The organism is Frigoribacterium salinisoli, assembly GCF_054781095.1.
The window spans coordinates 338,490-351,600 of record NZ_BAAGVB010000003.1; the positions used below are offsets into that span (position 1 = coordinate 338,490).

Consider the following 13,111-nt stretch of genomic DNA (forward strand, 5'->3'; position numbering starts at 1 on the left):
GTCCGGGGCGTGGGCGAGTCGGGGTCAGCCGTTGACGTCGAGGTACACGGGGCGCTCGGGGGCCGCGGAGCGGACGACGGCGCGGACGGCGCCGAGCTGCCCGGTGACGTCGCGGAGCTCGGCGTCGAGGCGCTGGCGCGCGCCCTGCTGCCGGGCCAGGACCTCCTCGGCCCTCGGCCGGAGGTCGAGGGGCAGGGGGCCCAGGCCGGGGGGCGGAGCCCAGGCCGGGGAGGCACCGTCGACGGATCGCGCGGTGGCGGTCTCGAGGTCGTCGAGGACGCTCGCCCAGGTGGCGATCGCCTCGGCGTCGTCAGGCGACACCGAGCGCTCCGCCCGCGGCGACGGCGCCGGCCGTGACGTGACCGGCGGCGCCGGCGAAGGTCGAGGAGCCACTGGAGGGCAGGGCCGCGGCGGCCTCGTGCCAGGTCTGACGGAGGGGCTCGAGCAGGCCCACGACCTCGCGGGTGACGGCGACGTCGCGGTGCACGTTGGCGTTGACGAGGGCGGTGGAGGCGTAGGAGTAGAGCGCGAGGAGGCCCTCGCCGCCGTCCCACACGTCGATGCGCAGCGACGACGAGAGCTCGGCGACGATGGCCTGGGCGTGCAGCAGCTGCTCGCCGGCGGCGGCCCAGTCGGCGGCCTCCTGGGCGACGACGGCGCGCGAGAGGTCGAGCAGCAGGCGGTCGTACAGCATGGTGACCAGCTGCACGGGCGTGGCGGAGAGCACCGCGTCGGCGCCGTACTGGGCGCGGCGGGAGGCGGCGAGCGGCGAGGACTGCGAGGCCACGGCGGCCGCGGCGAAGGCGCGGGCGTCCATCACGACGTGCCCGAGCTCGCGGCGAGGGACGAGAGCTGGCCGGAGAGCCAGCTCGACTGCGACTGCAGGTTGCTCAACTGCACCTCCAGGGCGCTGTAGGTCTTCGTGAGCTGGGCGCGGCGGGCGGCGAGCCGGGAGTCCCAGTTCTCGATCTGCTTCGTCAGGTCGGTCGCGACGGACTGCTGCCCCTTCACCGTCTGCGTGAGCGTGCCGTCGTACTTGTCGGAGGCCCGCTCGGCCACGGTCGCGAGGCGGCCCGCCAGTTCGGCGAGGACCGCCTGGGTGCCCACGGGGTCCTTCTCGAGCGCCGCCGTGAACGTGGCCTGGTCGAACTCGAACGAGCCGGTCCGCGTGATCGAGATGCCGATCACGCTCGGGGAGGAACCGCTCGCGGTGGGCATCGCGAGGGCGCTGGTGAGCCTCTGCTGGACGTCGCGCACGGTGGAGTCACCGGTGAAGGCACCGGCCTTGACGGTCGCGGCGCCCGTCGAGCTCGTCGTGGTGGTGATCGCCGTCCGGCTGCTGATGTAGGCGAAGAGGTCCGTCACGCCCTTGACGAGGTCGGAGGCCACGGCGGAGGCCTTGGCCGTGTCTCGGGTCACCGTGACCGTGACGGGATCGGCCGACGCCGCCGCGACCATGACGTCGACGCCGGGCAGGAGGGAGGAGAACGTGTTCGTGCTGCTGGTCACGACCTGCTCGGCGCTCGTGCCCGCCCAGAGCGTGACGGAGGCGTCACGCGCGGTAGCGGTGACGGCGGCGCCGGGCGCGGCGAGCACGTCGGTCGCCGTCCCGGCCGCGACCTCGGCGGCGCTGCCCGCGTGCACCGTGAAAGCACCAGCGGCTCCCGTCGAGGCGGAGGTGAGCTGGAGCCGGAACTGGGGCGCGCCCACGGCGTCGGTACCGGACGCGATCTTGACGGCCCGGACACCGGCGGTGGAGGCGTTGATCGCGGTCACGACGTCGTCGAGCGAGCCCGACCTGGCCGTGACCTCGGTGGTGGTGCCCGTCGACGACGTGAAGGTCAGGGTGGGCGGATCGGTCGGCCAGCTCGTCGAGGGGGCCGTCACGCCCACCATGCCCCTCGCGGTCGCACCGACGACGATGTCGATGCTGCCGGCGCTCGTGGCACCCGTCGTGCTCACGGTCACGGCCGTCGAGGAGCTCGCTCCGGCGTAGACATCGAGCGACGTGGCCGCCGAGGCCTCGCGCGCCTTCGTCGCCAGGGCGGCGACGGAGGAGTTGAGCGTCTGGAGGGCCGAGACGTACGTCTGCTGAGCCGTGGCCTTCGACTTGAGGATCGTCTGGGGCGCGGCCTCGGCCTGGATGAGCGAATTGATGAGCGCCGTGGTGTCGAGCCCGCTGACGAGTCCGTCGATGCCGAGCGCCATGTCGTCTCCTGCTGGTCGTGGTCGTGGGGTGGTGGACGGGAGGCCGGAGCGGGACGTGACGTCCTGCTCCGGCCTCCCGGTCGGTGCACTGCTGGGCTCGAGAGGGCCTAGCGGAGCAGCGACAGCACGCCCTGCGTGCTCTGGTTCGCCTGCGCGAGCATCGCGGTGCCGGCCTGGCTCAGGATGTTCGAGCGGGTGTACTTGACCATCTCCTCCGCCATGTCGACGTCGCGGATGCGCGACTGCGCCGCCGTGAGGTTCTCCTTCGCGACGTTGGTCGCCGCGATGGAGTGCTCGAAGCGGTTCTGCACGGCACCGAGCTCGGAGCGCGTCGTCGAGACGGCCTTGATCTCGGTGTCGAGCGTGCCGATCGTGGTGAGGGCGTTGGCCGACGAGTCGAACGTGAGCCCCTTGACCGTCGCGCCGAGCGTGGCGATGTTCGAGGCCGACAGGTCGACGCCGATTTGGTCGTTCGCCGCGGTCGAGCCGGCGCCCACCTGGAAGGTGAGGTTCGCGCTGCCGTCGAGCAGGTTGATGCCGTTGAAGTTGGTCGAGTTGCCGATGCGGGTCAGCTCGTCGCCCAGGGCGTCGACCTCGGTCTTGATCGCGGTGCGGGCGTCGGCGTTGTTCGAGTCGTTGCCCGACTGGACGGCCAGGTCGCGGACGCGCTGCAGGATGGAGTGGACCTCCGTCAGCGCGCCTTCAGCGGTCTGGACGACCGAGATGCCGTCCTGCGCGTTGCGGGCGGCGACCGTGAGGCCACCGATCTGCGAGCGCAGGCCCTCCGAGATGGCGAGACCGGCCGCGTCGTCAGCGGCACGGTTGATGCGAAGACCGCTGGAGAGCTTCTCGAGGCTCTTCGAGAGGTCGTTCTGCGTGCTGTTGAGGTTGCGGTAAGTGTTGTTCGCCGCGAGGTTGGTGTTGATCTGCATGCCCATGGTGTTCTCCTCCGTGATGGGACTGGATTGCGCCAGCCCGTCCGTGGGCTGACACCGACCACTGTCGGTCGGTCGCCCGGGTCGGTTAGCCGACCCGGAAGTTTTTTCTCCGGCCTCAGACGGCCGTGCTGAGGCCGCGCGGGGCCTCCGGCTCGCGCAGGGCGCGGGCGACGCCGACGGCCGCGTTCGCGGCCACGCGCGAGAGGTACGCGCTGCGGCGCGCGACCGAGGCGGTCGAGACGGCCTCGACGGGGGTCTCGGGGTCGTCGGCGTAGTGGGTGGCGAGCGCGTCGCGGAGCAGGCGCACGGCCTCCGTGCGCTGCTGCGAGACGGCGGAGTGGGTGATCCCGAGCTCGGCCGCGAGGTCCTTGACCGTCCGGTCGCCGAAGTAGACGCCCTCGACGATGAGCCGCATGCGCTCGGGCAGCGCCTCGACGGCGGCCGCGAGGTAACGGCTGCGCTCGGTGACGAGCGCCTGCTCCTCGGGCAGGGGCAGGTCGGCCGCGAGGTGCTCGGCGACGGAGTCGTCGAGGGCGGCGACGGTCCTCGCGGCGTCGACGAGGGCGTCGGACGCGGTCTGCCGGTCGACGCCGAGGGCGCCCGCGATCTCGTCGACGCTGGGCGTGCGCCCCAGGGCGGCCGTGAGGGAGTCCTGCACGGCCAGGGTCTCCTTGATGCGCTTGCGCGTGCCGCGGCTGGCCCAGTCGCCCGCGCGCATGTCGTCCGCGAAGGCCCCCACGATGCGCGTGCGGGCGTAGGCGCCGAACGGCACGCCCTGGGTGGGGTCGAACGCCTCGGCGGCCTGGACGAGGGCCACGGCACCGACGCTCGCGAGGTCGTCGCGCGACAGGTGCGTGGCCCGGGCGGCGACCTCGGCGACGAGGTAGCCGACGAGGGGGAGGTTCGCCACGATCATGTCGTTGCGCGCTCGGCGGTCCATCTGGTCTCCCTGGGGATCGGGCACTGGTCACGGGGGTGGCCAGTCCCTGCCCGCGGGTGGTGCGGCGGGTGGTCCGGCGGTGGGCGTCGGCGTGGCGAGGGGCCGTGGCGACACCCTCAACTTATCGACGCCCGGGGGGCCCCAGAAGGGTCCGCCGCCCCCAGTGCGGGGGAACGGACGTGGCCCGTTCAGGGGGTCACGGAGCGGCCCTCCCCCCGAACTGGGAGCGCCGTGCGGGTTCCCCTCGCACCCCGGGGGCGCTACGCCCCCTCCCGGGTCGCTCGCCTAACGTCGGAGCACCGTCGGCCGATGGTGGTCCCTGAGGACGGAGCACCGACACGGCCCGACCCCCATCGAACGAGGAGGCACCATGAGCGCGAACGACCTGTCCGCGCTGCTCTGGCGTGAACGCGAGCTGCTCGAGCTGCTCACCTTCAAGCTCGAGGTCGAGCAGCTCCTCCTCACCGCCGGCCGCACGCGCTGGATCGACCACGCGACGCGCGAGGTCGAGCAGGTGCTCGGCCGCCTGCGCGGCACCGGTCTCGAGCGCGGCGTCGCCGTCTCCGAGCTCGCCCGCGAGTGGGGCACCGACGACGACGCACCCCTCCGCGACCTCGTCGCCGCCGCACCCGCCGGCCCCTGGGGCGAGATCTTCGCGGCCCACCTCGCCGCCATGACCGAGCTCACGGAGCGCATCGCGCGGCTGCGCGACGAGAACGAGCGGTTCCTCCGCGCCGCGGCCCGCGCCACGCAGGAGGCCCTGGCCGGGTCCGTCCCCGACGACGCGCCCCTCACCTACGACGCCACGGGGCAGCGCCCGGGCGCCGGGACGGCCGACGTCACCGGCGGCCGCATCTTCGACGGGAGCCTCTGACCGTGGGCAGCACCTTCGGCGGGTTGAACACCGCCTACTCCGGCCTCGTCGCCGCCCGGACCGGGCTCGACGTCGTCGGCCAGAACATCGCGAACGTGAACACCGACGGGTACACGCGACAGCGCGTCGTCACGACCTCGGTCGAGTCGCCCGCTCGCGTGGGGTCGGCGAGCGCCGGCACGGTGCCCGGACAGGGCGTCTCGGTCGACGCGATCGCCCGTCTCGGCGACGTCGCCCTCGACGGGCGCGTCCGCTCCGCGGCCGCCGCGGACGGCTACCAGCAGGTCCGCGCCACGACGCTGTCGACGCTCGAGGAGACGCTCGGCGAGCCCCGCACGACGGGCCTCGCCGCCGGCCTCACCTCGTTCTGGTCGGCCTGGGGCGACGTCGCCAACCACGCCGGCGAAGCAGCACCGGCCTCCGTGCTGATCGCCCGGGCCGGCGCGGTCGCCACGACCCTCGCGACGGGGTCCCGCGCGATCGACGCCCAGTGGAGCACCGTCCGCGACCAGGTCGACGGGCAGGTCGGGCAGCTCAACCAGGCCGCGGTCCAGGTCGCCGCCCTCAACGAGCGCATCCGGTCCGGCCTGCAGCAGGGCGTCAGCGTGTCCGAGCTGGTCGACCGACGGGCCCTGCTCACCGAGAAGATCGCCGGCCTCGCCGGTGGCACCGTGACGGAGCGCGCCGACGGGACCGTCGACGTCCTCGTCGGCGGCAACGCGCTCGTGCGCGGCGACGTCGCCCGCGCGGTGACCGCCGTCGGGGGCCGGGTGCTCGGCGACGCGGTCGGCCTCGAGTGGGCGGACCGCCCGGGCAGCTCCGTGGGGGCCGACAGCGGCTCGCTCGCCGGCTCGTTGTCCGTGCTCGCTCCTGCCGCCGACGGTCGCGGTGGGATCCTCGCCGAGACCAGCGCGGCCTACGACGCGCTCGCCGTGCAGATCGCGACGCAGGTGAACGCGGTGCACCGCACGGGCTCGACGAGCACCGGCACGACCGGGCTCGACTTCTTCACGCTCGAGGCCGGCGTGCCCGCGGCCAGGGGCCTGGGCGTGGCGCCCACCGGTCCCGCCGGCATCGCGGCCGCGGCGACGGGCTCGGGCGCCCTCGACGGCTCCGTCGCGGACGCCATCGGCCGGATCGGCACCTCCGCCGGGTCCCCCGACCGCGCCTGGTCGACGGTCGTGTCGACCATCGGTGCGGCGAGCGCCGCCGAGCGGGGCCAGGCCGAGCTCACCGGGCTCGCCACGACCACCGCGAAGAACAGGCAGCAGTCGGGCGCCGGCGTCGACCTCGACGAGGAGAACCTCGCCCTGCTGAGCCACCAGCGCGCCTACCAGGGCGCGGCACGGGTCATGTCGGCCATCGACGAGATGCTCGACACCCTGATCAACGGCATGGGACGGGTCGGGAGATGACCATGATGAACCGCGTGACCAGCTCGATGACCGCTGCCGCCGCGCAGCGCCACCTGCAGCTCGGTGCAGCCCGCCTCGCCGACGTGCAGGAGCGCGCCTCGACGCTCGACAAGCTGTCGAAGCCCTCCGACGACCCGACGGCGACGGGCGAGGCGCTGCGCGTGCGCAACCTCCAGGCCTCCACGGCGCAGTACCAGCGCAACGTCGACGACGGGTCGTCCTGGCTGGACACCGTCGACTCGGCCCTCAGCTCCGTGCACGGCATCCTCGCCAAGGTGCGCGACCTCACCGTGCAAGGAGCGAACGGGGCCCTGGGTCCCGACTCCCGCGACGCGATCGCGCGACAGATCGAGGGACTCCGCGCCGACCTCCTGCAGACGGCCAACACGACGTTCGCCGGGCGCAACGTCTTCGCGGGCACCTCGGACGCACCGTCGGCCTTCACCGCTGACGGCAGCTGGTCCGGCGTGCCCGGCGCCGCCGTGACCCGTCGGATCGGCCCCGACACGACCGTCCGCGTCGACGCCGACGGAGCCGCGACCTTCGGCACGGGCCCCGCCTCCGTCTTCACGCTGCTCGACGGCCTCGCCGGCGACGTCCGGTCCGGGACCGGCGTCCTCGAGCGCCTCGCCGCCGTGGACGCCCGCATGACCGACGTCCGCGCCGTCCAGGGCGACGTCGGCGCCCGCCACGCCCAGATCCTCCGCTCGAAGGAGACCCTCATCGACACCAGCACCAGCCTCGAGGCCCAGCGCGCCGGGCTCGAGGACCTCGACCTCGCCGCCGCCGTCCTCGACCTCAAGCTGCAGGAGAACGCCTACCAGTCCGCTCTCGCCGTCACCGCCAAGGTGCTGCAGCCGACGCTGATGGACTTCCTGCGATGAGCGCGCCGCTGGGCCGCCTGGTCTTCGTCACGCCCCCCTTCGGCCTGGAGCACCTCGTCGACGTCACCGTCGACGAGATCGGCCCCGGGCTCTTCGCGCTCCGCGGTGCCGACGACGTGAGGCTCTTCGTGCTCGACGCGAGCGTGCACCTGCCCGACTACGCCCCCGAGCTCACCGACGCCCAGGCCGCCGGCCTCGGGATCACCGACCCGGCCGACGCGCTGCTCCTCGTCGTCGTCACCCCCGGGGACGACGGCACGACCGTCAACCTCCTCGCGCCGATCGTCGCGCACGTCGCCACCGGGCACGCCGCCCAGCTGATCCTCGAGGGGCAGGACCACCCGCTGCGCGCCGAGCTGGCCGTGCACTGACCTCCGTGCACTGACCTCTGGTGCCGCCCTCCCCCGACCACGAGCACCGGTCGGGCACCCCGGCCCGTGCACGTCGCTCCCAGGCGCTCTTGATCGACTGGGCCGAGCACCAGCGACGAGGCACGGAGGCCCCATGACGCAGCACCCCCGGTCCCGGGACCGAGAGCACGCGACCGCCCCGACCCTCGGCAGCGGGGTCGGCCTCGCCGCCGCCCTCACGGCCGGGATCGTGCTCCTCGCCGGCTGCAGCGCGACCACCGACGGCCCCGGTGGGACCCCCGAGCCCGCCCCCGTCACCGCTCCCCCCACCTCGGGCACCACGGGACCCGGGCCGGCCCCCGCCCCTGCCACGACGGGACGGGTCACGGTCACGCCGGACGCCACCGACGTCGCCGTGGGCCTCGCCGCGCCGTGGTCCGTCGTCCGGCTCGACACCGGCTCCTCCCTCGTCTCCCTGCGCGACGAGGGCCGTGTGCTCGAGCTCCTCGACGACGGCGGCACCCGCGACATGGGCGTCGTCGACGACGTCGACGCCCGCGGCGAGGGCGGCCTGCTCGGCCTCGCCGTCCTCCAGGGCGACCCGTCGTACCTCTACGCCTACCTCACGACCGCCGGCGACAACCGCGTGGTGCGCCTGCCCCTCGAGGGCGGGCCCGGCTCGTACGCCCTCGGGGAGCGCCAGGACGTCCTCACCGGCATCCCGAAGGCCGCCAACCACGACGGCGGTCGCCTCGCCCTCGGCCCCGACGGGATGCTCTACGTCACCACGGGCGACGCGAGCGTCACCGCCAACGCGCAGGACCCGTCCTCCCTCGGGGGCAAGATCCTGCGCGTCACGCCCGAGGGCGAGGTGCCCGGCGACAACCCGACGTCCGGTTCGCCCGTCTGGTCGATGGGGCACCGCAACCCCCAGGGGCTCGCCTGGACGGCCGACGGCACGATGTGGGCCGCCGAGTTCGGCCAGGACACCTGGGACGAGCTCAACCGCATCGAGCCGGGGGCGAACTACGGCTGGCCCGAGGTCGAGGGCGGCGGGGAGGGCGCCGACCAGGACGGCTTCACCGCGCCCGTCCTGCAGTGGACCACCGACGCCGCCAGCCCGAGCGGGCTCACGGCGATCGGGCGCACGCTCTACCTGGCCGGGCTCGGCGGCGAGCGGCTCTTCGAGATCCAGGTGGGCGCCGACGGCGCGGCCACGGCGAGCGAGCTCCTCACGGGTCGGGACTCGCTCGGCCGCCTCCGCGACGTGCTGCCCGGGCCCGACGGCGAGCTCTGGCTCGTCACGAACAACACCGACGGCCGGGGCGAGCCCCGCTCCGGCGACGACCGCCTCGTCTCCGTCCCCGTCGCGCCGGTACCCTGACCCGGTGACGGCACGCCCCCTGCACCTGCGCGGGAGGTCCCTCGCCCTCGTCGCCCTCGGCGGCGCGCTCGGCACGGCCCTGCGCGAGGTGATCGCCCTGTCCGCCCCGGCACCGGCCGGCAGCGTGCCGTGGAGCGTCCTCGCCATCAACGTCACGGGCGCCGCCGTGCTCGGTCTCCTGCTCGAGGGCCTGGCACGAGGCGGACCGGACGAGGGGCGCCGCCGCGACCTCCGCCTCCTGCTCGGCACCGGCGTGCTCGGCGGCTTCACGACCTACAGCGCCCTCGCGGTCGACACGGCCCTCCTGGGCGACGGCCACCTGCCCGTCGCGCTCGGCTACGGAGCGGGCTCGGTCGTGGCCGGGCTCCTCGCCGCCGCCGTCGGCATCGCCGCGGCGCGTGCCCTGGACGACAGGCGTCGACGGCGGGAGGCCCCGTGACCGCCCCCTGGCTCCTCGTGCCGATCGCCCTGGCCGGTGGCGTCGGCGCCGCCCTGCGCCTGCTCGTCGACGGCACCGTCCGTGCCGCCCTGCCGGCCCGGTGGTCCACCCTCGCGACGCTCGTCGTCAACGTCACGGGGTCGTTCCTGCTCGGCCTGCTCACGGGCCTCGCCGCCTCGTCCGGCCTGGACCAGGCCTGGCTGCTGGTCCTCGGCGGCGGCCTGCTCGGCGGGTACACGACCTTCAGCACGGCGAGCGTCGAGGCCGTGCGCCTCCTGCTCGACCGGCGCCCCGCGCCCGGCCTGGGCGTCGCCGCCGTGGGGCTCGTCGCCACCGTGGCCGCCGCCCTGCTGGGCCTGCTGGCCGGGGGCGCCTGACCGGGGCCCGAGCCCCCGCCGGCGATCCGTGACGCGCCCTCGCGGCGGGTCGCGAGTCGGGGGCCTCGTTCGGGGCCGCGACGACTACCCTCGATCACGATGAGCGAGCACGACACCCGCAACGGAACGGCCCCGCGCGCAGGCCGCCCGCAGGGGACCCCGCAGCGCACCCCCGCGCCCGTGCCGACCGGTCCGTCGTTCGTGCCGGTGACCCTCCGCCCGGCGGTCGACGTCGAGGCCGCGGAGGCCCGGCTGGCCGCCCTCGGCCAGAGCCGCAGCACGACGGCCCTCGGCGAGCGCGCCGACCTGCTGCGCACGCTCGGCCGCCTCGACGAGGCCCTCGCGATCGCCGAGGAGGCCTTCCGCCTCGCCCACTTCACGGGCGACCGGGCCGACTCGACGGCCGCGCGCATCCGTCGCGCCCACGTGCTGCGCGAGCAGGGCAAGCTCGAGCGCGCCCTCAACGACCTGCACACCAGCCGGATCACCGCGAGCACCGAGGAGTGGCGCGAGCTCGAGGCCGCCGCCGCCGAGCTGCAGGGGTACACGCTGCACGACCTGGGCCGCACCGACGAGGCGCGCGTGGCGCTCGCCGACGCCCTCGAGGCGTACGTCGCCGCCGGCGTGCCCCGCCAGCAGACCGAGGGGCTGCGCTACGCCATCGAGGCCGTGCTGAGCCTGCCGGAGGCCCCGGTCGCCCCCGCGGTGACCTCGGCGCCCGGTCCCGACCGCCGCCCGAGCGACACGAACCCCGTGCCGCTCGACGCCCGCACCGCCGGCGGCCCTCCCGACGAGGCTCGCCCGGAGCCCGCCGCCCGCCCCGAGGTGGACGGGCCGTGGCGCACGCGCGAGATCCCGACGGCCGGCGAGCACGTCGACGAGCACGGTCCGACGTCGACCCCGGGGTCGCCCGCCGACGTCGAGGCCGGTCCCGCCGAGCGCGCCGCCGAGGCCGAGCGTCCCGCGCCGCGCGACAACGGGCTGTGGGGCAAGATCTCGAACCTCGCCGCGAACGCGGCCGCGCGCTCCGAGCAGAACCAGCGCGAGCGCGAGCACGGCGACGAGCCGCGCCCGGGCGTCACGGGCGTGACGGGCACGGTCGAGGGCCTGCCGCGCGACGACGAGCCCACGACCTGGCCGTTCCCCCGACGGTGACGGGCGCCCCGACGCCCGGGGTGCGCTGACGGTGGCCGACCTCGAGCGGGTCCGCGAGCAGGCCGAGGCGTTGCTCCGCGCGCACCTGGGCCCCGGCCGGTGGACCTTCGCCTTCGACCGTGCCCGCACCCGCGCGGGCCTCTGCGACTACGCCGCGCGGCGCATCAGCGTCTCGCGGCACCTCGCGGCGCGCTACGACGACGCCGAGGTGCACCAGGTGCTGCTGCACGAGGTGGCGCACGCCCTGGCCGGGCCCCGCGCCGGTCACGGCCCCCGCTGGCGCGCGGTCGCGGGCGAGCTCGGCTACACGGGCGGCCGGGTCCACGACGGCGAGGTCGCCACCGAGCTGGCCCCGTGGGTCGGCACCTGCCCCGTGGGCCACGACCACTACCGCTACCGACGGCCGTCGAGGCCCCTCGCCTGCGGCCGTTGCGCGCGCCGCTTCGACCCGCGGAACCTCATCACCTGGACGAAGCGCGACGTCTGAGCGAGCCGTAACCCCCTAGTCTGGTGCCATGACGGGTCAGTGGTTCCGGTCCGACACCGGCACGCGGTGGTTCTTCGACGCGGGCTCGACGGCCCTCGACTTCGCCCTCCTCGGCGGCTTCGGCGCCCTCGACGCCGCCTCGCCGTCAGGAGGCGCGTCCGGCCTGGGCCCGGAGTCCGGCTTCGCCACGCCCCCCGGCAGCACCCCGTGGGACGGCCTGCTCGTCCCCGCCGACCTCGACCACTGGCTCGGCGAGCGCTTCGCGGGCATCGCCCTGGGCTCGAGCGACCGCGAGCTCGTGGACGCGCGCTCGCTCCGGGACGTCCTGGCCCGCCTGGCCGTCGCCGCGGTCGACGGCCGCGCCGCCGACGGCGACGACGTCGACACGCTCAACCTGTTCGCCGCGCTGCCGGACGTGCCCCCGGCGCTGCCGGGCGGTCGTCGACGGGCCGGCGCCGCGCGCCTCCGGCTGGCCCAGGCGTTGGCGAGCGTCGCTCGCGACGGGGTCGCCCTCTTCACGTCCACGGGCTTCGAGGCCGGCGACGGATCGCGGCTGCGCCGCTGCCAGAACCCGGCCTGCGGCCTCGTGTTCGTGGACGACTCCCGAGCGGGCAGCCGTCGCTGGTGCTCGATGCAGCGCTGCGGCAACCGGGCCAAGGTGCGGGCCCACCGGGAGCGCGCCCGCACCTGACCCACGGCCGGTCGTCAGCTCTCGACGACCTGCACGTCCTTCCAGAACGCGACGTAGCCCGAGTAGTCCGAGCCGACGCGCTCGAACGACGACGGGATCGGCGTCGGGTAGCTCCAGGCGCGGTCCTGCAGCAGCTCGTCGCCGGCCTTGACGCTGAAGTACTGGGTGTCGCCCTTCCACGGGCAGTGGTACTGGGTGGGGCTCTCCTCGAGCAGCTCCGCCTTCACGCTCGACGGCGGGAAGTACCAGTTGCCCTCGATCGACACGAGGTCGTCCTTCGTCGCCTCGGCGACGACGGTCCCGTCCTGCAGCACTGCCTTCATGGTTCCTCCTCGATCAGGCGGGCGGGGGCCCGCGGGCGGATCGCTCCGCCTGGGTGGGAACGCTACGCGGCGACGCCCTGTTCCCGCACCACGTGCGCGACGTCGGGGGCGGTGCGGGCCGCGGCCACGGCCTCCTGCCGGCCGGTGCGCTGCAGCTCGCCCGCGGACGTGCTCGCGGTGAGCAGGTGCGACGACGCCCGGCGCAGGCCGACGGCCGCGGCGCAGACGAGGGCGGCCTCGGGCGAGGCGGAGTCGAGGCCCACGACGGCGAGCGCGTCGACGACGGCACCGGCCGCGAGCTGGTCCTCCACCGTCGGGCGGAACCCGTCGTCGTCCACCGAACCGGCGGCGATCACGGCCACGACCGCGCGGTCCCCGCGCTCGGCCTGACGGGCGAGCACGTGCCCCGCGGCGTCGGCCGCGCTCGTCGCGGTGGCCCAGAGCACGAGGGCGCCGGCGTCGGCCCGGGCGGCGACGCGGGCGAGCAGCTCGTCGCGCGCCACGGTGCCGTGCCCGTCGAGCACGTCCGTCACGACCACGACGTGCGCTCCCGGCGCGACGCGCGCCGCACCGGCCTCGCCCTGGTCGAACCTCACCTGGTACCGCTGCTGCTGCGTCTCGCTCACCCGGCCAGGGTAGGTCGGTC

General features: G+C 75.2%; 17 protein-coding genes. 10 read left to right on the forward strand and 7 right to left on the reverse strand.

The features are described 5' to 3' along the window. Positions 1-24: 24 nt before the first annotated feature. From ACYVHQ_RS09625 to ACYVHQ_RS09645, 5 genes are all read right to left on the reverse strand, one after another. Complete coding sequence (locus ACYVHQ_RS09625) at positions 25-321, reverse strand: hypothetical protein (RefSeq protein WP_460512438.1); 297 nt, start codon at positions 319-321, stop codon at positions 25-27. Further along, a complete protein-coding gene (gene fliS / locus ACYVHQ_RS09630; protein WP_460512440.1) occupies positions 311-817 on the reverse strand; it encodes a flagellar export chaperone FliS in 507 nt (168 codons plus the stop codon). The genes ACYVHQ_RS09625 and fliS overlap by 11 nt, the downstream gene beginning before the upstream one ends. Continuing rightward, positions 817-2,208: a flagellar filament capping protein FliD gene (gene fliD, locus ACYVHQ_RS09635; RefSeq protein ID WP_460512442.1), complete on the reverse strand. Its 1,392-nt coding sequence runs from the start codon at positions 2,206-2,208 to the stop codon at positions 817-819. The genes fliS and fliD overlap by 1 nt, the downstream gene beginning before the upstream one ends. 107 nt (positions 2,209-2,315) lie before the next feature. Further along, the gene (locus ACYVHQ_RS09640; protein ID WP_460512445.1) at positions 2,316-3,146 is read right to left on the reverse strand and encodes a flagellin N-terminal helical domain-containing protein; all 831 of its coding nucleotides are present in this window, start codon (positions 3,144-3,146) and stop codon (positions 2,316-2,318) included. Between the two features lie 115 nt (positions 3,147-3,261). After that, positions 3,262-4,086, reverse strand: coding sequence for a sigma-70 family RNA polymerase sigma factor (locus tag ACYVHQ_RS09645; RefSeq protein ID WP_460512447.1), 825 nt, complete (start codon positions 4,084-4,086; stop codon positions 3,262-3,264). A gap of 370 nt (positions 4,087-4,456) precedes the next feature. Between ACYVHQ_RS09645 and ACYVHQ_RS09650 the strand changes: the two genes are divergently transcribed. The 10 genes from ACYVHQ_RS09650 (at position 4,457) to ACYVHQ_RS09695 (ending at position 12,142) form a co-directional block, all read left to right on the forward strand. Then, positions 4,457-4,960, forward strand: a complete 504-nt coding sequence (locus ACYVHQ_RS09650; RefSeq protein WP_460512450.1) for a flagellar protein FlgN — start codon at positions 4,457-4,459, stop codon at positions 4,958-4,960. A 2-nt stretch (positions 4,961-4,962) separates the two neighbouring features. Then, positions 4,963-6,375 (forward strand): flagellar hook-associated protein FlgK, encoded by a 1,413-nt coding sequence (flgK, locus tag ACYVHQ_RS09655; protein ID WP_460512452.1) that lies wholly within the window; start codon positions 4,963-4,965, stop codon positions 6,373-6,375. 5 nt (positions 6,376-6,380) lie between these two features. Further along, positions 6,381-7,259 (forward strand): flagellar hook-associated protein FlgL, encoded by an 879-nt coding sequence (gene flgL / locus ACYVHQ_RS09660; protein WP_460512592.1) that lies wholly within the window; start codon positions 6,381-6,383, stop codon positions 7,257-7,259. Further along, positions 7,256-7,630: a flagellar assembly protein FliW gene (locus tag ACYVHQ_RS09665; RefSeq protein WP_460512455.1), complete on the forward strand. Its 375-nt coding sequence runs from the start codon at positions 7,256-7,258 to the stop codon at positions 7,628-7,630. Before flgL ends, ACYVHQ_RS09665 begins: the two co-directional genes overlap by 4 nt. A 133-nt stretch (positions 7,631-7,763) precedes the next feature. Next, on the forward strand, positions 7,764-8,993 hold the full coding sequence (locus ACYVHQ_RS09670) for a PQQ-dependent sugar dehydrogenase (RefSeq protein WP_460512458.1): 1,230 nt from the start codon (positions 7,764-7,766) through the stop codon (positions 8,991-8,993). A 4-nt stretch (positions 8,994-8,997) separates the two neighbouring features. Next, positions 8,998-9,432 (forward strand): fluoride efflux transporter FluC, encoded by a 435-nt coding sequence (locus ACYVHQ_RS09675; RefSeq protein ID WP_460512461.1) that lies wholly within the window; start codon positions 8,998-9,000, stop codon positions 9,430-9,432. Then, positions 9,429-9,809: a fluoride efflux transporter FluC gene (locus ACYVHQ_RS09680; RefSeq protein ID WP_460512463.1), complete on the forward strand. Its 381-nt coding sequence runs from the start codon at positions 9,429-9,431 to the stop codon at positions 9,807-9,809. The genes ACYVHQ_RS09675 and ACYVHQ_RS09680 overlap by 4 nt, the downstream gene beginning before the upstream one ends. 99 nt (positions 9,810-9,908) lie before the next feature. Beyond that, positions 9,909-10,964: a tetratricopeptide repeat protein gene (locus ACYVHQ_RS09685; protein WP_460512466.1), complete on the forward strand. Its 1,056-nt coding sequence runs from the start codon at positions 9,909-9,911 to the stop codon at positions 10,962-10,964. Between the two features lie 31 nt (positions 10,965-10,995). After that, the gene (locus tag ACYVHQ_RS09690; RefSeq protein ID WP_460512468.1) at positions 10,996-11,451 is read left to right on the forward strand and encodes a SprT-like domain-containing protein; all 456 of its coding nucleotides are present in this window, start codon (positions 10,996-10,998) and stop codon (positions 11,449-11,451) included. A gap of 28 nt (positions 11,452-11,479) precedes the next feature. Continuing rightward, a complete protein-coding gene (locus ACYVHQ_RS09695; RefSeq protein WP_460512470.1) occupies positions 11,480-12,142 on the forward strand; it encodes a CGNR zinc finger domain-containing protein in 663 nt (220 codons plus the stop codon). 14 nt (positions 12,143-12,156) lie between these two features. On the opposite strand, the gene ACYVHQ_RS09700 is transcribed toward ACYVHQ_RS09695, so the two are convergent. Together ACYVHQ_RS09700 and ACYVHQ_RS09705 are read right to left on the reverse strand one after the other, a co-directional pair. After that, positions 12,157-12,465, reverse strand: coding sequence for a DUF427 domain-containing protein (locus ACYVHQ_RS09700; RefSeq protein ID WP_460512473.1), 309 nt, complete (start codon positions 12,463-12,465; stop codon positions 12,157-12,159). Between the two features lie 62 nt (positions 12,466-12,527). Further along, positions 12,528-13,091 carry a 2-phosphosulfolactate phosphatase gene (locus ACYVHQ_RS09705; protein ID WP_460512476.1) on the reverse strand — a complete coding sequence of 188 codons (564 nt, stop codon included), beginning with the start codon at positions 13,089-13,091 and terminating at the stop codon, positions 12,528-12,530. Positions 13,092-13,111: the final 20 nt, after the last annotated feature.